Raw genomic sequence first — 20,587 nt, forward strand, 5'->3', positions numbered from 1 at the left:
CAGCTCAAGATTATTATACATTAACAAATAGATGGTGGTTATGGATACCTCCAGGAATATGTATATTCTTAACTGTTATATCTATAAATATTTTTGGAGATGGATTAAGAGATGCTCTAGATCCTAAGCTAAAAGTTTAAGGAGGAGAAGAGTAATGGCAAAAACATTAGTAGAATTTAAAAATCTTGAAACTCACTTTCATAAAGGTGAAGGAATTGTAAAGGCAGTAAATAATGTTAGTTTTAAAATAAAAGAAGGAGAGACAGTTTGTGTAGTTGGAGAATCAGGATGTGGAAAATCAGTAACTGCCATGTCTCTTATGAGATTAATACCTAGTCCTCCAGGAAAAATAGTTGGAGGAGAAATATTTTTTGATGGAAAAGATGTTTTGAAGTTTACAGAAAAAGAACTTATGGAAATGAGGGGAAATGATATCTCAGTTATTTTCCAAGAGCCTATGACATCTTTAAATCCTGTATTTAAAATAGGAGAGCAAATTTGTGAAGCAATAATTCTTCATCAACATTTATCAAAAGAAGAAGCTGAAAAGAAGGCTATTGAAGTTTTGAAAATTATAGGAATAGCTAGAGCTGAAGAAATAATGAAATCTTATCCTCATGAATTATCAGGAGGAATGAGACAGAGAATTATGATTGCTATGGCAGTTTGTTGTAATCCTAAACTTTTAATAGCTGATGAACCTACAACTGCCTTAGATGTTACAATTCAAGCTCAAATTTTAGATCTTATGAGAGATATTAAGGAAAAATTAAACACTTCAATATTATTAATAACCCATGATTTAGGTGTTGTTGCTGAGATGGCAGATTATGTTGTAGTAATGTATGCAGGGAAGGTTATTGAAGAGGCTCCAGTTATAGAGTTATTTAAAAATCCCCTTCATCCATATACTCAAGGATTACTTAAATCAAAACCTTCTGTTAGTGGAAATGAAACTAGACTTTATTCAATACCTGGGCAAGTTCCTAATCCAGTAGGTATGCCAGATAATTGTTATTTTAATGAAAGATGTGATAGATGCATGGATAAGTGTAAAGATAATCAACCAACTCTTATTAATGTAGGAAATAGGCATAAAGTTTCATGCTGGTTATATAAGGAGGGAAAGTAGATGGAAGATAATGTAGTTTTAAAAGTTGAAAATTTAAAAAAATACTTTCCAATTAAAGCAGGTGTTTTTTCTAAAACAGTAGGATATGTAAAGGCTGTTGATGGAGTTAGTTTTACCATAAATAAAGGGGAAACTTTAGGATTAGTTGGAGAATCAGGTTGTGGAAAATCAACAACAGGGAGAGCCATTTTAAGATTATTTGAAAAAACTGATGGAAATGTATTTTTTGAGGGAAAAGATATATTTACTTTAAAAAAGAAAGAACTTAGAGAGTTAAGACCTAGGATGCAAATGATATTTCAAGATCCATATTCATCACTAAATCCTAGATTATCAGTTGATTCATTAGTAGGAGAAGCTTTAATGAGTCATAATTTATGTAGTAAAGAAGAATTGCCAGAGAGAGTAGCTAAAACCATAGAAAGATGTGGCCTTGCTAGATATCATATGAAGAGATATCCACATGAATTTTCAGGTGGACAAAGACAGAGAATTGGTATTGCAAGAGCCTTAGCTTTAAATCCAAGTTTTATAGTAGCTGATGAACCAGTTTCAGCCCTTGATGTTTCTATACAATCACAAATTGTAAACTTAATGATGGATTTACAGGAAGAAATGGGATTTTCATATCTTTTCATATCTCATGATTTAAGTATAGTTAAACATATATGTCATAAAATTGGAGTTATGTATTTAGGAAGTTTAGTTGAATTAGCTCCTAAAAATGAACTTTATGATAATCCTCTTCATCCATATACAAAGGCTTTATTATCAGCCGTTCCAATACCAGATCCAACAATAAAAAGAGAGAGAATAATATTAAAAGGAGATATTCCATCACCTGCAAATCCACCAAGTGGATGTAAGTTTCATACTAGATGTCCTTATGCAATGGAAAAATGCAAGTTAGAAATACCAAAGTATAAGTGTGTTGGAAAAGATCATTTTGTAGCTTGTCATTTAGTTTAAATAAATTTATTAAAAGGTTCTTTATCAGTTTTTAATTTTTGAATATTTACATTCCATGTAGTTTAAATAAAGTTATTAAAAAACATTAATTTTAATATATATAATAATGAGATTTTTATTTTAAATTTTTCATATATCAAATTATTTTTAGATATAAAACAAAATACAATAAAATGTTAAAAATGAAATATAGTGTAGGATTGTGATTCCTACACTATATTTAAATGTAAGTAATTTTAACAAAATGTATAAAAAGTGTGATATTACCTTGTAATACATAAATAATAAATGATAAAATATTAACGTATAGTTAACAGGAGGAATTAAGTTGTTTTGGTTTAAAGATGAAATAACTAGAAGAAAAGAAAAAGAAGATTATAATAAACTGATGGAAGAAATCAAAGATAAAGAGAAACCAACATTTAAGGACTTAGTAGCTATTATGATGGCGCAATACGCAATAATACTTCCAATGGTATTTGGAGGTTTAATTATTTTTGCGATTATATTATATATATTAATGGCGTGGTTAAAATAATTTTATAAACGTCAATGGAGGTAGTAATAATGAAAAAAGGATTAGTTGTTGATTTATCAAAAGCAGCTCCATATTTAAGATCACACGAAGTTGCTTACATGCAAGAAACTATTAATGCAGCACACGAGAAATTACATAATGGAACAGGGGCAGGAAATGACTTTTTAGGATGGATTGACCTACCAGTTAATTATGATAAAGAAGAATTTGGAAGAATTAAAGAAGCTGCTAAAAAAATTCAAAATGATTCAGATGTTTTAGTAGTAATAGGAATAGGTGGATCTTACTTAGGAGCAAGAGCTGCCATAGAAATGTTAACAAACAATTTCTATAACTCATTATCAAAAGATAAGAGAAAAACTCCGGCTATATTCTATGTAGGAAATAATATAAGTTCAACTTATATGGCTGACTTATTAAAAGCTATAGATGGATTAGATGTAAGTTTAAATGTTATATCAAAATCAGGTACAACTACTGAGCCTGCAATAGCTTTCAGAATATTAAAAGATTTCATGGAAAAGAAATACGGAAAAGAAGAAGCTAAGAAAAGAATCTATGCTACAACTGATGCTAAGAAAGGTGCTTTAAAAACTTTATCTGATGCTGAAGGATATGAAACTTTCGTAATTCCAGATAACGTAGGTGGAAGATTCTCAGTTTTAACTGCAGTTGGTTTATTACCAATAGCTACTGCTGGTATAAACATTGATGAAATGATGGAAGGGGCAGCTGATGCTAGAGAAGAATATTCAAATCCTTCATTAGCTGATAACGAGTGTTATAAATATGCTGCAGCTAGAAATTGTTTATATAATAAAGGAAAATCAATCGAAGTTTTAGTTAACTACGAGCCATGTGTTCACTACTTCAACGAATGGTGGAAACAATTATACGGAGAATCAGAAGGAAAAGATAACAAAGGATTATTCCCAGCAGCTGTTGACTTCTCAACAGACCTTCATTCAATGGGACAATATATTCAAGAAGGAAGAAGAGATCTTTTCGAAACAGTTTTATGTGTAGATAAAGCTAGAGAAGAAATAATAATAGAAGCTAATGAAGAAAATGTAGATGGATTAAACTTCTTAGCAGGAAAAACTATGGACTACGTAAATAAGCAAGCATTTAGAGGAACTATACTTGCTCATAATGATGGTCAAGTTCCAAATATAGTTGTTAATGTTCCAGAATTAACTCCATACTACTTCGGAAGATTAGTTTATTTCTTCGAAAAAGCTTGTGGAATTAGTGGATATGTTTTAGGAGTAAATCCATTTGACCAACCAGGTGTTGAAGCTTACAAGAAAAATATGTTTGCTTTACTTGGAAAACCAGGATATGAAGAATTAAAAGAAGATTTAGAAGCTAGATTAAAATAATTTAGCTTTAATAATTAAAAGGAAGCCTTCTAGGGCTTCTTTTTTTATTTGTTCTTAGGAGTTAATTTTTATTTTGTTTAACTTATTATAATAATTTGATTTTAAAAGTTTGTTTTATAATTAAAATGTTTACTTTTTAAAATTTATAAATTAATATTTGCTTAGTATTGTTATAATAGGATATATAGAGTTAGAATTGTAAGTAAAGTTTAAATTAAAAGCCAATTTGCTTATTAAGATGGTCGTAAAGTTCTATCTAAAATCAACACTAGTTTAAAACAAAGCTTAAATTTTAAATAGTGTTTTGTATATTTTTAAATGCAATATTTAAAAATACATTTTATTTTAATTTAAAGGGGGTAATTAAGTTGAGGATAATTGTTGATGGCGATGGATGTGCAGGAAGGCATATTATAGAAGAAGTTGCAAAAAAATATTCAATTGAGGTTATAATTTTTTGTACAGTAAGTCATATGATTAGGTCTGACTATTCACAGGTTAAAATTGTTGATGAGGGATTTCAAAGTGTGGATATGTATGTTGCTAATTCAACTAAAAAAGGTGATATAGTTGTAAGTCAGGATTATGGGGTTGCAGCTATGGCCTTAGGTAAAGGGGCTTTAGCTATTAGTCCTAGAGGAATTATATATAGTAATGAAAATATTGATATTTTACTTTTTGAAAGACATTTAAAACAAAAAAATAGAAGAGCTGGTGGAAAGAGTAGAGGTAATCATAAAAGAACAAAGGAAGATGATGAGAGGCTTTATAAAAACTTAGAAAAATTAATTAATGTAGGAAGATAGATTGATTTAAGTGTAAAACCTATTAAACTAAAGTGTTTTTATTTAAAAATAAAGTTTTATTTTAAGGGCATATTTAAAATATAGTATAAAATAAAGAAAACCTCAGTTGACCTGAGATTTTCTTTAATGGTTCGATTATATGGATATAATAAAATTAGGAGATTTATAGTGTTAAGTAAGTAACACTATTTAAATTATATACACTTATATTGAATTTTATACATAGAATTTTAAGAAAAAAGCTCTGTGTTAAAGTAAACACTCTCCTAATAGTAATAAAAGAAAATAATGTAGAAAAAGATTGTTTTATATCAATAAAAATAGAAAATATTTACATAAAAACCTAAGTGTAATATAATTTATCTATAATGTTTAGGGGTTAGGGGGACTTAATATGGGTGAATTACTTTTAGAAATAGATGAGAGGGAAATAATAGAGGAAAATAGTCCTATTGACATAAATATAATAAATAATACAGAAGATGACTTAATATATAAAATACTCATAGGAAAGGATGGAATTTGGGAAACCTTAAGAGAATTTGGCGTAGGAAATAAGTTTGTTTGGACACCAAATGAAGTTGGAAGTCATATGATAATGGTTCAGGGTAAGAAAGAAAATTCAAAGAAACCTTTCGATTACAAGGTTACTCAAAGTGTTATGGTAAATAAGAAGCATGAAAAAACTTTAGATAAAATTATTGAAAAAGAGAAGTTTATAAATGGAGTATATCTTAATAAAGATATTTTTAATGTTGGAGAGAAAGTAGTTTTAAAAGTTGATGGTTATGATGAAAATATTATGTATAGATATTTTATAATCAATAAGTATGGAAGAAAGCTTGTAAAAGATTATTCTATGGATAATAAACTTATTTACACTGTTACTGAACCAGGACATTTTGAGTTTTTAATAGAATGTAAGGCACCAAGTTCAACAGATGCTTTCGATGAATATGAGAAAGTCTCATTTACTGCTAAGGAATTTATAAAGCCTGAAATAACTAACGTAATAAATTTAAGTAAAGATTTATTAGTAAATTCAGAGCTAACATTTAAAGTGGAAGCTAAATTTGAGGATGAAAGAACTGCTTTATATAAGTTTGTAAAAATATCACCAGATGGAACAAGAACTTGTATTCAAGATTTTTCATCAAGAAATATTGTTGAGTTTAAGGAATTAAAAGAGGGAAAATATAAACTTCTTTGTTTGATAAGAGATATGTATTCTAATAAGGAGTTTGATGATAGGGCAGTTATGGTTTATGATATAAAACCATATGAACCTCTTAAATTAAGAAGTTTTACAACCGATTTAAGTTCTCCACAAATAAAAGGGGAAAAAATATTTCTTAAGGCAGCAATTGATGGAGGAAGTGAAATCCTATATAGATTTAAGATTGATGGAGAAGTGGCTGAAGATTCAGGATATAGTAGAAATAGTTCTTTCTTATGGATTCCTAAAAAAGATGGAAATTATAGAATAACTCTTTTGGCTAAGGATGAATCTTATATTGGTGATTATGAAATTGAAAGTAAAATAGATTATAAAATAGATAAAAAAGTTTTTAAGCCTATAAAAATAACAGATTTAATATTTGATAAGGATAAGAGTTATATTATTAATGATGTTATTAAACTTAAGGTATCAGCAGAGGGTGGAACAGACTTAAAATATTCTTTTATTATAATGAAAGATGGAGAAGTTATTGAAAAAATTTCATATGGAAGTAATAATTGGGTTGAATTTATTCCTGAGGAAAAAGGGGATTATCAGCTTGATGTTAGAGTTAAGGATAAGTATTCCTCAAAAGAGTATGATAATCACACTGTGTTGAATTTTAAAGTGAGAGAGTATGCTGAAGCTAAAATTGAACATATTTTAGTTCCTGCTAAGGAGTATTTCTTAGTTGGAGATGAAATTGATATTGAAGTTATAACTCAAAATACTAGACAAGTGAAAGTTAAGTACGTAACTAAGGTTAATGGGCAAATTGTTGAGGAAACTGATTATGTGAAAAATAAGAGGTTTAAGCTTACTCCAAAGTGCCCAGGAAAATATTCTATAGATATTTTTGCTAGAAATATTAAGTGTAAAGATGATTTTGATTCAAGGAGAGAGGTAAAATTATATATTAATGAAGCTTCTCCAATAACAAACACAAAAATTCATGCTTCAGATAATAAATTTAGAATGAATGAGGAAATAAATTTCTCTACTAAATGCCAAGGTGGCAGTAGGGTTTGTTATGAATATTATATAATGATTAATGGAAATTGGACTTTAGTTCAAAAATACAGTAGAAAAAGTTATTATTCATTTAGACCATATGTACCAGGGGCTTATAAGGTTTTAGTTTTAACTAAGAGTTATTACAAAAAATGTGCATATGAAGATTATGATACTTTTGAGTTTAAAGTTAAATAAATATAATAAAATTTTATCAATTAATATCTGAAAAACGTAATTAGTTGAAAATAATGTTAAATAGATATAATAAAAGTTTATCACCTAAAAATGCTTTGATAAGTATAAGTTTTTTTAGGTGATATTTTATACGGAATAATTTAAATTCTAAAGCCTATATTTTTATTGTTTTTAAACTGTTTGTAAGTTTTATTATTATATTTTGATAAATCCCTTTTATTATGAGTTGTTGTAATTAATTGAAGTTTGCATTATACTAACCACATATATTAATGAAGTAATTTTTTAAGGAGTGAAGCTTTAGTGGAAAGATTAGATAAGGTTTTATCAAATTTAGGATATGGAACAAGAAAAGAAATAAAGCAAGTTGTAAAAAAAGGATTCGTAACAATTAATGATGAAGTTGTTAAAGATAGTGGACTTCAAATAGATCCAGAGAAAGATAAGATAGTTATAAATGGAGAAGAAGTAGAATATAAAAAGTACATATATTTAATGATGAATAAGCCAGCAGGAGTAATTTCAGCTACATATGATAAGAGAGATGAAACAGTTATAGACTTATTATATATGGAAGACCAAGTTTTCGAGCCATTCCCAGTTGGAAGATTAGATAAGGATACTGTTGGATTATTACTTTTAACTAATGATGGAGATTTAAATCATAAGTTAATATCACCAAGATATCATGTGGATAAGGTTTATTATGCAGAGATAAATGCACAAATAACAGAGAAGGATATTAAGGCTTTTGAAAATGGAGTAACCTTAGATGATGGATATAAGTGTATGAGTGCTAAGTTAGTTGTTATAGAAAACTTAGAAGAGTCAGCTAGAGTAGAGGTTACCGTTCAAGAGGGAAAATATCATCAGGTTAAGAGAATGTTTGAGGCAAGAGGAAAGAAAGTTGTTTACTTAAAAAGAACAACATTTGGAAATCTTCCACTAGATGAAAGTTTAGAAGAAGGAGAGTACAAAGAACTTTCAGATGAAGAGTTAGAGGTACTTTATAAAAATTTCCAATAATTAAAAATAGGTTTTGTTTTAAGAGAATGTTGATTTTAGATATTCCGTAAGACCTACTTAATTAAAGCAGAGAGTTGATATTGAATATTCCAGAATAATAGCTAAAGTGAAGAAACTCCCTTTGGTCAAACAACTTCGCTTCTTAACACTATTATTCTTCCATATTCAATGAAACTCTAAACTGCTTATTAAGATGGTCTTATATTTATATCTAAAATCAACACTAGTTTAAAACAAAGTCAAAGAATAAAATAACTTTAAGATTTAGTTTATGTAGGAAAACTTGCAAAAAAAGAATTTGATTCCTTGCAATTTAAGTAAACATCTAATATAATAGTTGTGCGAGGATAAATAAAAGGAATAAATAGCCCCCTTTTTATTTATTGCTTATTGCTAAAACGCAACCTAGCCCCAAGGGTTGCGTTTTTTTATTGTTTTAAATTGCAAGAAAAAAATCATAAAAAATAAAAAGATAAAATTAAAAATTCAAATAAGAGTTTATAATTTAGGTATAGATTATTATGAAATGGCTACATTTAAAATGTAGTCATTTATTTTTTGTTAAGTGATTTAATTGTAAAATATGTTTGGTAAAATATAATATATAGACATATATGGTATAATAAAATTTAGTTTCATTTATAGAAGAGGAGTGATCCAATGGATTTAAAAAGCTTGCTTAATAGAGAACAATATGAGGCAGCAACAACAATTAATGGGCAGGTACTTATACTAGCAGGTGCAGGGTCTGGTAAAACAAGAGTTCTTACTCATAGAATTGCTTATATGATAGAAAATGATATAAAACCTTATAATATATTAGCCATAACATTCACAAATAAGGCAGCAGGTGAGATGAGAGAAAGGGTTAAGTCTTTAGTTGGAGAAGTGGCAAGCAACATGTGGATTTCTACTTTCCACTCATCTTGTGTAAGAATTTTAAGAAGAGAAATAGATAAGCTTGGATATAGCAAAGATTTCACTATATATGATTCATCAGATCAAAAAACTTTAATTAAGATTGTTATGAAAGAGCTTAATATTAATGATAAAGAAATTACAGATCAAGAGATTTTAGGAACTATAGGTAAAGCTAAGGATAATATTCAAAGTGCAGAGAATTTTAAGAAAGAAAATGAAGGGCATTTTAGAAAAAATAAAATAGCTGATGCATATCTTTTATACCAAAAGAAATTAAAAGAGAATAATGCCTTAGATTTTGACGACTTAATAGTTAAAACTGTAGAGTTATTTAGAAAGCATAAAGATGTTTTAGATTTTTATCAAGAAAAATTTAAATACATAATGATAGATGAGTATCAAGATACAAATAAAGCTCAGTACGAGTTTGCTAGGCTTCTTGCAGAAAAGTATAAGAATATTTGTGTTGTTGGTGATGATGACCAGTGTATTTATGCTTGGAGAGGGGCAGATATAAGAAATATTTTAGACTTTGAGAAAGATTATAAAGAGGCAAAGATTATAAAGCTTGAACAAAATTACAGATCAAAGGGTAATATTTTAGAGGCTGCAAATAAGGTTATTAAAAATAATACTGAAAGAAAATTTAAAGTTTTAAGAACTGAGCAACTTGAAGGAGAAAAGATAAGTGTACACAGAGCTTATTCAGATAAGATGGAAGCTTCTTTCATAGTTTCAGAAATAGAAAAATTAAAAAGTGATAAAGGATATAATTATAAAGATTTTGCTATTTTATACAGAACAAATGCACAGTCACGTAATTTTGAGGAAGCTTTAAGAAGAGCTGGAATTCCATATAGAATTTTTGGAGGGCTAAAATTCTATGACAGAAAAGAGATTAAGGATATACTTTCTTATTTAAAAATATTAGTTAATCCTAAGGATGCAATAAGTTTAAGAAGAATTATAAATGTTCCAAAGAGAAGTATAGGTGATACAACAGTAGAAAAACTACAAAATTATGCTAATGAAACTGAGGATACATTATATAATACATTGTTAGATGTTGATTATGTACCAGGATTAACAGCTAGAAGTATAAATCCTATTAAAAAGTTCACTGATATGATGGAAGAAATAATGATTATGAGTGAACAATTAACTGTATCTCAATTAATAGAATATGTTTTAGAGAAAACAGGATATTTAAAAGCATTAAAAGAATCTAAGTTAATAGAAGATCAAAGTAGAGTAGAAAACTTAGAGGAATTAGTATCTGATGCTGTTGAATTTGAAAAAAACACAGAGGAAGAGGATAAATCATTATCAGCTTACTTAGAAAAGGTAGCTCTTGTTCAAGATATGGATAACATGGAGGAATCAGATAACTATGTTATGCTTATGACAGTTCATAGTTCAAAGGGGTTAGAATTTCCAGTTGTATTTTTAGTTGGAATGGAAAATGGAATATTCCCAAGTGCAACTTGTTTTGATAAAAATGATCAAATGGAGGAAGCTAGAAGACTTTGTTATGTTGGGATAACTAGAGCTGAGGAAAAATTATATATGACTTCAGCAGAGACAAGAATGATATTTGGTAAAACCGTTGCTTATGCTCAGTCTGACTTTATATCAGAAATTCCTGCAACAATAAAAGAATATGTAAATATAAATGGAATAAATTCAACTAATGCTTTCAAAAATCATTCAAATAGCGAAAAAAGAAGAACGTACAATCCTCATGGAATGAGAAGTCCAATGAGTACATCACAGGCTACTAGTATTTTAAAGAAAACTTTAGGAGAAAAAAAGGGCGGAAAAGTAAGTATTGATGAATTAACTATGGGAAGAAAAGTTAAACATCCTAAGTTTGGAATTGGTACATTAATAACTAAGAGTAAGGTTGGAGATGATTTTAAACTTACAATTGCTTTTGATAGCCAGGGAGTTAAACATCTAATGTTTAGTTTTGCACCATTAGAACTTTTATAATAATTATATTTTGGGAGTAGTGGAAGATGGATAAGAAAAAAAGAATCGAAGAATTAGTTGAAGAATTAAATAAGTATGCTTATGAATACTATGTTTTAGGAAATTCTTCAGTTACAGATAAAGATTATGATAAAAAGTATTATGAATTAGTAGATTTAGAAAAGGAAACAGGATATAAGCTTCTTTATTCACCTACTCAGAGAGTTGGAGATGTGATTCTTCCTGAATTTAAGAAATATACTCATAAAGCTAGACTTTGGAGTTTAGATAAAGCACAGAGTTTAGAAGAAATAAAAGAGTGGCATAATAGAAATCTTAAATTTATAGAAGAATATAATAAAACTTCAGAAGAGGAATTACCTCCATTAAAATATGTAATAACTAAGAAGTTTGATGGATTAACAATAAATCTTTCATATGATGAAAATGGAATATTAGTTACAGGGGCAACAAGAGGGACTGGTTCTATAGGTGAAGATGTCACAGCCCAGGTTAAAACAATAAAGGCTCTTCCTTTAAAAATAGATTGCCATGATTTCTTAGAAATACATGGAGAAGCTGTTATGACAACAGAAGCCTTTGAAAAATATAATAAAGAAGCTCAGACTCCACTTAAAAATTTAAGAAATGGGGCAGCAGGGGCATTGAGAAACTTAAATGTCTCAGAAACTGCCAAGAGAAATTTATCAGCTTTCTTTTATGATATTGGATATAAAGAAGGAACTCCATTTAAAACATACATGGAAATGTTAGAATTCATAAAAGAAAAAGGTTTCCCAATGGATGATTATATAAGAGAGTGTACTAATTTAGATGAAATTCAAAAAGAAATTGATTATATAAGAGATATAAGATTTGATTTAAACTATGATATAGATGGATTAGTTATAGCAATTGATGATATAAGAACTAGAGAATTACTAGGATATACAGTTAAATTTCCTAAATGGGCTATAGCTTATAAATTTGAAGCACAGGAAGCTACAACTAAATTATTAGATGTAGAATGGAATGTTGGAAGAAGTGGAAGAGTATCACCAACAGCCATCTTAGAACCAGTTGAATTAGCTGGAGTTACTGTTAAGAGAGCTACTTTAAATAATATGGATGATATAGCTAGAAAAGGAGTAAGATTAGGTGCTGAGGTCTTTGTAAGAAGAAGTAATGATGTTATTCCAGAAATAATGGGTGTTGTTCCTGAAAGTTTAGAAGGATCACAAGAAATAGAGGAGCCAAAAGTATGTCCAGCATGTGGTGCCCACTTAGTTCATGAAGGAGTTCATATTTATTGTGAAAATACTTTAGGATGTAAGCCTCAGATGGTTAAGACTATTGTTCATTTTGCAGGAAGAGAGGCTATGAATATAGCTGGATTCTCAGAAAGAACAGCAGAGCAATTATTTGAAAAGCTTGATATAAGAGATATTTCTGATTTATATAGATTAGAATATGAAAAATTATTAGATTTAGAGAAATTTGGACCTAAGAAAGCTCAAAATCTTTTAGATGCAGTAGAAAAAAGTAAGGATTGCACCTTAGAAGCCTTCTTATATTCTTTAGGAATTCCTAATGTAGGAGTAAAAACAGCTAAGGATTTAGTAAAAAGATTTGAAAGCTTAGAAAACATAGAGAAAGCTACTTTTGAAGAATTAGTATCTGTTCAAGATGTTGGAGATATTGTTGCTAGAAGTATAATGGAATTTTTTAAAGAAGAAAGAACATTAAAAGTAATAAATGAACTTTTAGAATTAGGAGTAAAACCTTATTATGAGAAAAAAGAAGTTTTAGAAAGTTCATTTATGGGAAAAACAGTTGTTGTAACTGGAACATTAAAAAATTATTCAAGAACTTCTATAAAAGAAAAATTAGAATCATTAGGTGCGAAAGTTTCAGGAAGTGTTAGTAAGAAAACTGATTTTGTAATAGCAGGAGAGGCTGCTGGTTCAAAATATGATAAAGCTAAATCATTAGGTGTTACAATTTTAAGTGAAGAAGAATTTGAAAATATGATATAAAATCAACACTCTATTAAAACAAAAATAAAATAAAAGGCTACAATTTTGTAGCCTTCAGTCTACAGACAAAGTGGCTTTTCTTTAATAAAAAAGTCAGTTTGTCTTTTTTATATATGAATTTCAAAACTTTTTATTAGTATTAAGAATTTTTTTTGTCTTTTTCTGATAGGTCTTCATTTATAGAGGAAAAAATTTCTTCCTCTTCATCTAATGTATTATCTTTAATATCTGAATAAGAAAGGGAATCATCAGTATCATATAAATTATCAAAAATCATATCTTTATTTCGTATTAAAGATATGTTATGTGCTATTTTTTCAAGTAAATAGTTTTTATATTTAATTTGGCTATATGCTTTATTAGCTATTATGAAGCTCCAAATTCCAAGGAACATCATTGTAAGCATGAAAATTATAGCAACAACTTGAACTGCTAAAGTCATGTAACTTTACCTCCACCTAAAATAATAAATAAATTATACCATAATAAAGAAGAAAAATAGTGTTAAATAATTATTATATTCCACATATAATTTATTAAGTGATAAATAAGGTGGGATACTATGATAAAATCCTTTTATGGTTTTTTAAATTCTAAAAAAATAGAAAAATCTCTTATAAAATTTAAGAAGATATCAATTAAAAAAGTAACCGAAATTATGATTAGGGATTTTACAAAAAGTAATGCTCAATATGAGGTGCTAAAAATTAATAATCATGAGTTACTAGTTGAAGTTATAAATGGTAAAAAAAAGACCTTAATAATATTTCATAAAGTATTAGCTGTTACACTTTGTGATTATGAAAGATTTAGTCATTTAGTAGAAGAGAGAGCTTGTAATAAGGGAGTTTATATTACTACAGGTGTTTTTCAAGAGGATGTTTATCATAAAACATATATGGATAATTTTAATAGGCATATAAAGGTTTTAGATGGTAAACAATTTATTATAAAACAGAAATGGATTAGAAAGAAGAATAATAATCATATAACTTATGATAGGATTTCCTTTAAAGATTTCTTTTAAACTTGTAGCTTTAATATGAATTTTAAGTTTAAAAATATTAATTGTTATTTTTAGATAAGTTTATTTTAAGAATTGAGAAGAGGGGTTTGAAATATTTTATTTTAAAGCTCTCTTTTAGTTAACTTAAATTTTAATGGAGAACTATGGTTAAGTTTTTTGAAGTTATTTTATATCGAAATTAAATAGTTTATTTTTTTAGTGAATTAAATTATTTTAAATGTCAATAATCTAGAATGTAGAAAGATTATTGGAGGGGATTTTTTTGAAAAAAGTACTATTTTTTATAGGATTATTATTTGTTTTTGGGATGAGTATGGTAAAAAGTTATGTTGATGTAGCCCCTGTATCAACAATGAATTTAAGAAATAACAATGAAATACTTTATGTTATAGATGATTTACCAGATACAATAAGTTCAGCTGATTATTTAAGTAGAGAAAATGAGGATTTAATATGTTCAATATTTTCAGGGTTAGTTGAGTTAAATGAGCATGGAGAGCCTATTCCTGATTTAGCAGAAGGATGGATTGTTAGTGAGGATGGATTAGATTATACTTTTAAAATACGTGAGGGAGTTTATTGGAGTGATGGAGAGGAAATAACTTCTGTAGACTTTCAAAATTATTTTAAGATGTTATTAAGTTCTGACAATGAATATTATACAAGTAGTGAATTAAACACTATATATGGTGTAAAAGATTATAGAGATGGGGATTCAGATTTTTCAAGTGTTGCTATAAATAGTCCTGATAAATACACTTTAAAAATAAGGATGAATAATAAGGATGATGAACTTCTTAAAAAATTATCAAAGCCAATATATAGGTTAAGAGATTTAAATGAACCTTTAGATAATTATAAATATGATTTTAATTCTCTTTCATATACTGGTGCTTATGTTATTGAAGAAGTAACTCATGATGGATATATAAAACTAAAAAATAACCCTTATAATAAAGAGTTTTATGGGATTAATAAGGTTACTATTAGAGAAAAAATATCAAATGAAAGTGACTTAGCTGCCTTAACTTTAGGTAATATTGATATATTAAGAAATCCACCAGCTGTTGGTTCATCTGAATTCAATATGTATAGGAATGTGAATTCATTTAGGGACAATGAGATAAAAGTAATGCTTGTTAACTCTGATGTGGAAGGGTTAAAGGAAGAAATGTTCAAGATTCTAAATTTATATGTAGATGAGAGTGTACTTATTAAAAATAATATAGGCAGAAAATATGTAAGTTATGTTGAAAATAATAATATGGAAGAATTATTTAAGCAGAGTAAAATAAATGAAGATGAAGTTATAGAAAAAGTTAAGAATACGTCATATTCAGAAGAAGTTATAAAAAGAATTTTGAAAGATATAATATCTGATAGAAAAAATAAAGTTTTAAAGATAGTTATTGGCAATGGAGAAGAGGAAAAGATATTAGCTGATGAACTACAAAATATACTTGAAAAGAAGTTTCAAATAAAGAGTATTATAAAGCAATATAATGAGAATATTTATGATGTTTTAAATAAAGGTGACTTTGATATATCATTTGTTGGAGTTCATAAGGATGAATATTTAAGTTTTAAAAATGAGAAGGAAACGCTAAAAAATAACGAAGAAAATGATGAAAATAATTTGAATGATGAAAATAAAGAAAAAAATAATATAAAAGAGTATTTACCAAAGAATGTAGAAACTTTAAGTGTGTATATCAAGAATGAACTTTGGTGTAAATCAGAAAAGTTAGCCTATCTTTATATAGATGGTAATGGTAATCTCATCTTAAAGTATAGCAATTATAAAGATTAAGTTGAAATATAAGTCTTAGGTTTATAAACTAGATTTGCTTTGGTAAATTTGTAATATTAGTTATATTTAGAAAGAATCTTTCAACTTCTTTAAATTATTATCAGTATATTAGTTTTTAATATACTGATAATAATTTAATATTTACTTAAAATAGATTCTAATATAAAAAACTAGAGATAACATAACGTATCTCTAGTTAAAGGTATTAAAAACAACTAAAAGGTGCTTATATGTGTAATATAATTATTAAAAAACTTAGTGTTTTAATAATTTGAATTATAAAATATTAATCCAATAATTGAACTTGTAATCACTTTTTTTATTAATGTTGAATTATAAAAGTGTTAATTAAATATCTGTAGAATCTAAAATACTTTTCATCTTATCATCTAAGTTTTCAATGGTAGAATCTGTTTGGTTTACTGTGATTTCAGATGTACTTTCATTCCTAGTTAATCCTTGGTCAATCAGAGGTGTTGAAACTTCTTGTATTACAGGATTACTTGGTTTGTCATTCTCAATTTCAGTGATATTAGGAGATATAACTTCTTCAGAAATCTTATTTCTATTTAAATTTAAGGATGATTTGTCATCGGTTATATCATCAATATTTTCTATTTGTTCTATAGGAAGAGGAACTAAATTATCATCAGGTTCGCAAGTTACATAGCTAATATATTTATCTATAAAGTTATCTATTATAGTGAAAAATATAAACATATTTTTAGTACTGTCAAAGGTTGTTTTATATGAACTAAATGAGGATTTTTTCTTAGAATACTTTATATTTTTTATAAAAATAGGAGCCAATCCAGTTAACTCAGGACTATGAGCATTAGGCATTCTAAACATTGATTCATCAATTAAATCTTCTGATTTCATTGAGAAATTTCTATACCTTTCACAAGAATCTAAGTTTGGTGCATCTGGGAAGCTTGTAACCATTCCAGAATTAACAATATAATTTTTATAAATCTTAGATATTACAGCTTCTTTCTTTTCAAAATCATCATCATCAACCTTAGCTGAATTAATTAAGTTAATCAAATATAAAGAAATTTCAACGTTTGTATATTTATATTCTTTTTTATCAGAACCCTTAACTATAATTCCTTTATTATCATTGAATAGATTTGTAAATAATTCGATTAAGTCTAAGTAGGCATCTTTAAAAATAAGTATGTTTGTATTTTTATAACTTAAGTACATATTTAATGATAAAAGAGTTGTTGTTTCTAAATCTGAGAATGTTTTACTAGATTCATAATACTTGCAGAGTATAAAATCAGAAAGGTCTAAGACTAATTGTCTACATTCTTCATTATTAGAATAATAAAGCAGTCTGTTTAAGCAGTAATTAATTTTACAACAATCTTCTATAGAAAGAGAGTATAATTCTTCTTTGAAATTTGAGAACATATTAAGAATTTGGAATGAAAAATCTCTATAATTTTTGCTATCGGGATCATCAGGTGCAACATAACTATACATATAGTAAGCTAGCATCATGAAAGCTTGATCAACATATGAAACTTCATCCTCTTTTTCAATTAAATTAAAATCTGATTTAGAAGAAGATTCTTCATTTTTTTTATCAACAAAAAAACCTTCGTTATTTCTTAAATAGTTATAGTAGAATTCAAGTTGAAGTTTACTTATATTCTTATAGAAAGCAGATTTTTTATAAAGAGATTTACTAATTCCTTTAAAGTTTTCATAATAAGGACAAAGTCTAAGTAGAGATAGTGTCATTAAAGCATTAGATGATATAGGAATATCTTTTCTAAATGTAGTGTCATCCCAAGTTTTAGAGTATTTTGAAGAATATATATTAGGCTTTGCTTTTTTATATATACAAATCAAAGGAGTGTTGTTTTTAAAAAATGAGATTTCATCCTTTCTAAAATTTTCTTTTAAAGATTTATAATTTGTAGATATTCCACATCTAGATTCTAATACAATATGATTTACTGATTCTTTAGCTAAAAATAATAATTGGGATTCTATTTCTTCTTTAGATAAGGTACTTTTCCTAAAGAATGAACCTATATACTTCAAATAATTCACCTCGTGAAATTAATTCTTATATATATTAATATGAATTAAAAGAGTAAATATTTACTAAGATTTTTTATAATTTTAATGTATGTTTTTTTATAAAAATACATAAACTTAATTAATATATATGCTTTTAGAATAATTGATGGTATAAATTGGTTTTGAAGGTGTAAATTAGTCTTGAGTATAGCTAAGTTTTCAGGAGCTTACTATACTTTTTTTAGTTGTTTAAATATTGATAAAGGATAAAATAACCAATATACTATTCTTATAATTAATTAATCGTGAAATTATGAAGAAATGTAAGGAGATATTTGATGAGAAGTAGTGGAAGAAAAAAAGAGCAAATAAGACCTGTTAAAATAACAAGAAATTTTACTAAGTATGCAGAAGGTTCTGTTTTTATAGAAGTTGGAGAAACTAAGGTTTTATGTACAGCATCTATAGAAGATAAAGTTCCACCATTCTTAAAAGGTTCAGGGGAAGGGTGGATAACTGCTGAATACAATATGCTTCCAAGAAGTACACAAAAAAGAAAACAAAGAGATATAAATAAATTAAAAATAGATGGTAGAACAATGGAGATTCAAAGACTAATAGGAAGAGCTTTGAGATCTGTTGTTGACATGAAAGCATTGGGAGAAAAAACAATTTGGATAGATTGTGATGTTATACAGGCAGATGGGGGTACTAGAACAACATCAATAACAGGTTCATTTGTTGCCTTAGTTGATGCAGTAAATAAGCTTCATAAAAGAAAACCGTTTGAAGTTTATCCAATAAGAAATTTTGTAAGCGCAGTTAGTGTTGGAATTGTTGAAGATAAGAAATTACTAGATTTATGTTATGAAGAAGATCATGTTGCAATAGTTGATATGAATGTTGTAATGACAGATGAAGAAGATTTCATAGAAATTCAAGGAACTGGAGAGGGAAGACCATTTTCAAGAAAAGAGTTAGATGAATTACTAGTGCTTGCAGAAAAAGGAGCTAAACAAATGATACAAGCACAAAAAGATGCTTTAAAAACAGATTCATTATGGATTGGAACAGGGAGTGTAGAGTAGTGAAAAAATTTATATTAGCAAGTAATAATGCTCACAAGATAAAAGAAATAAAAGAAATATTAAAAGATTTTGATTTTGAAATATTATCTTTAAAAGAAGCAGGAATAAATATTGATGTTGAAGAGGATGAAAAAACATTTGAAGAGAATTCTTTTAAGAAGGCAAATGAAATAAGAGAATATTTGATAAATAAAGGTGAAAAAAACTTTATTGTTATGGCAGATGATTCTGGGTTAGAAGTTGACTTTTTAAATGGTGCACCAGGAATATATTCAGCTAGATTTGCAGGAGAACATGGGAATGATTTAAAAAATAATGAAAAGTTATTAGAAGAATTAAAAGGTGTAGAAGATAAAGAAAGAAAAGCAAACTTCATATGTGTAATAGTAGCTGTTACTGATAAAGGAGAAAAAATAGTAGCTGAGGGAAAGAGTTATGGGGTTATATTAAAAGTATTATGTGGCACTGATGGATTTGGATACGATCCTTTATTTTATGTACCAGAATTTAATAAAACATTTGCTGAGATGAGTTCAGAGGAAAAGAATTCAATAAGTCATAGAGGAAGAGCATTAAATAAACTAAAAGAAAAATTAATTGATTTGCAAAATTAGGAGGGATAAGAATATGCGTGTAGCTATAGTGAGTGATACACATGGAATTACCAATGTAATTGAGTATATAAAAACTTTACTAAAGGGTTGTGATGCATTAATTCATTTAGGTGATAGTATAAATGATGCTAAAATCTTAAGTGAAGATTTTCATGGAAAAGTATATGCCGTTGTAGGAAATTGTGATTACGAAAAAAATGGTGATGTGGAAAAGGTAATAGAGATAGAAGGAAAGAAGTTTCTAATAACACATGGACATAAATATGGTGTGAAGTATGAGTTAGATAGAATATTTTATAGAGGAATGGAACTTGGAGTAGATGGAGTTATTTTTGGGCATACCCATAGGAAGGTTGCATTAAATGAAGGTGGAATGTGGATAATAAATCCTGGTAGTCCTTCTATACCTAAAGATGGAGAGGCTAGTATTGCTTTTATGAATATAAAAAATGATAATATTAATATAGAATTTTTCTCAGTATAAATAAAATTAAATTAAAAAAATATAGTGCTTTAACATTAAATTCATATGTTTTAGCACTTTTTTTGTTTTGTAAAACCCAGATATAATCAGGGATTCATAAGATTTGATGAATTTTTTAAAAAAAAGTTTTTAAAAAGTGTTGACATAATAATAACTATACTGTAGAATAACTATTGTCGTCGCGAGAGAGCGGCGGTGAAACAAAGCCTTCGGGGTGTGGCGCAGATGGGAGCGCGCGTGGTTTGGGACCATGAGGTCGCAGGTTCGATCCCTGTCACCCCGACCATTATGCGGGTGTAGTTCAATGGTAGAACACCA

16 protein-coding genes, 1 tRNA gene and 1 pseudogene are annotated in these 20,587 nt (G+C 27.6%); 16 read left to right on the forward strand and 2 right to left on the reverse strand.

All coding sequences use genetic code 11. The features are described from left to right. The 10 genes and pseudogenes from Q1K13_RS00970 to ligA form a co-directional block, all read left to right on the forward strand. Positions 1-140 (forward strand): annotated as a pseudogene (locus tag Q1K13_RS00970) (ABC transporter permease); the annotation flags it as partial. Between the two features lie 14 nt (positions 141-154). Beyond that, on the forward strand, positions 155-1,132 hold the full coding sequence (locus Q1K13_RS00975) for an ABC transporter ATP-binding protein (RefSeq protein ID WP_300346883.1): 978 nt from the start codon (positions 155-157) through the stop codon (positions 1,130-1,132). Further along, positions 1,133-2,101: an ABC transporter ATP-binding protein gene (locus tag Q1K13_RS00980; protein WP_300346884.1), complete on the forward strand. Its 969-nt coding sequence runs from the start codon at positions 1,133-1,135 to the stop codon at positions 2,099-2,101. It begins immediately after the preceding gene. A gap of 328 nt (positions 2,102-2,429) precedes the next feature. Further along, on the forward strand, positions 2,430-2,639 hold the full coding sequence (locus tag Q1K13_RS00985; protein ID WP_300346885.1) for a hypothetical protein: 210 nt from the start codon (positions 2,430-2,432) through the stop codon (positions 2,637-2,639). Between the two features lie 29 nt (positions 2,640-2,668). Then, a complete protein-coding gene (locus Q1K13_RS00990; RefSeq protein WP_300346886.1) occupies positions 2,669-4,021 on the forward strand; it encodes a glucose-6-phosphate isomerase in 1,353 nt (450 codons plus the stop codon). 368 nt (positions 4,022-4,389) lie between these two features. Beyond that, positions 4,390-4,827, forward strand: a complete 438-nt coding sequence (locus Q1K13_RS00995) for a YaiI/YqxD family protein (protein WP_300346887.1) — start codon at positions 4,390-4,392, stop codon at positions 4,825-4,827. A gap of 394 nt (positions 4,828-5,221) precedes the next feature. Further along, positions 5,222-7,255, forward strand: coding sequence for a triple tyrosine motif-containing protein (locus Q1K13_RS01000; RefSeq protein ID WP_300346889.1), 2,034 nt, complete (start codon positions 5,222-5,224; stop codon positions 7,253-7,255). Positions 7,256-7,558: 303 nt separating this feature from the next. Then, positions 7,559-8,281, forward strand: coding sequence for a pseudouridine synthase (locus Q1K13_RS01005; RefSeq protein WP_300346891.1), 723 nt, complete (start codon positions 7,559-7,561; stop codon positions 8,279-8,281). A gap of 660 nt (positions 8,282-8,941) precedes the next feature. Next, positions 8,942-11,194, forward strand: a complete 2,253-nt coding sequence (pcrA, locus tag Q1K13_RS01010) for a DNA helicase PcrA (protein WP_300346893.1) — start codon at positions 8,942-8,944, stop codon at positions 11,192-11,194. A gap of 26 nt (positions 11,195-11,220) precedes the next feature. Continuing rightward, positions 11,221-13,209, forward strand: a complete 1,989-nt coding sequence (gene ligA, locus Q1K13_RS01015) for an NAD-dependent DNA ligase LigA (RefSeq protein WP_300346895.1) — start codon at positions 11,221-11,223, stop codon at positions 13,207-13,209. Between the two features lie 139 nt (positions 13,210-13,348). On the opposite strand, the gene Q1K13_RS01020 is transcribed toward ligA, so the two are convergent. Further along, positions 13,349-13,651, reverse strand: coding sequence for a hypothetical protein (locus Q1K13_RS01020; RefSeq protein WP_300346898.1), 303 nt, complete (start codon positions 13,649-13,651; stop codon positions 13,349-13,351). A 120-nt stretch (positions 13,652-13,771) separates the two neighbouring features. Here Q1K13_RS01020 and Q1K13_RS01025 point away from each other — a divergent pair, with 120 nt between their 5' ends. Together Q1K13_RS01025 and Q1K13_RS01030 are read left to right on the forward strand one after the other, a co-directional pair. After that, the gene (locus Q1K13_RS01025) at positions 13,772-14,236 is read left to right on the forward strand and encodes a hypothetical protein (protein ID WP_300346901.1); all 465 of its coding nucleotides are present in this window, start codon (positions 13,772-13,774) and stop codon (positions 14,234-14,236) included. Positions 14,237-14,498: 262 nt separating this feature from the next. Continuing rightward, a complete protein-coding gene (locus Q1K13_RS01030; RefSeq protein WP_300346904.1) occupies positions 14,499-16,046 on the forward strand; it encodes an ABC transporter substrate-binding protein in 1,548 nt (515 codons plus the stop codon). A gap of 348 nt (positions 16,047-16,394) precedes the next feature. Here the strand turns inward: Q1K13_RS01030 and Q1K13_RS01035 are convergent, their stop codons facing one another. After that, positions 16,395-18,104 carry a hypothetical protein gene (locus Q1K13_RS01035; protein WP_498038031.1) on the reverse strand — a complete coding sequence of 570 codons (1,710 nt, stop codon included), beginning with the start codon at positions 18,102-18,104 and terminating at the stop codon, positions 16,395-16,397. A gap of 317 nt (positions 18,105-18,421) precedes the next feature. Here Q1K13_RS01035 and rph point away from each other — a divergent pair, with 317 nt between their 5' ends. The 4 genes from rph (at position 18,422) to Q1K13_RS01055 (ending at position 20,555) form a co-directional block, all read left to right on the forward strand. Then, positions 18,422-19,171: a ribonuclease PH gene (gene rph, locus Q1K13_RS01040; protein ID WP_300346909.1), complete on the forward strand. Its 750-nt coding sequence runs from the start codon at positions 18,422-18,424 to the stop codon at positions 19,169-19,171. After that, positions 19,171-19,785, forward strand: a complete 615-nt coding sequence (locus tag Q1K13_RS01045; RefSeq protein WP_300346912.1) for an XTP/dITP diphosphatase — start codon at positions 19,171-19,173, stop codon at positions 19,783-19,785. Before rph ends, Q1K13_RS01045 begins: the two co-directional genes overlap by 1 nt. A 13-nt stretch (positions 19,786-19,798) precedes the next feature. Next, positions 19,799-20,269 (forward strand): metallophosphoesterase, encoded by a 471-nt coding sequence (locus tag Q1K13_RS01050; protein WP_300346915.1) that lies wholly within the window; start codon positions 19,799-19,801, stop codon positions 20,267-20,269. A 210-nt stretch (positions 20,270-20,479) separates the two neighbouring features. Then, positions 20,480-20,555, forward strand: a tRNA-Pro gene (locus Q1K13_RS01055). The last annotated feature ends 32 nt before the right edge of the window (positions 20,556-20,587 follow it).

This window comes from Clostridium sp. (genome assembly GCF_029267215.1).
Classification (GTDB): domain Bacteria; phylum Bacillota; class Clostridia; order Clostridiales; family Clostridiaceae; genus Sarcina.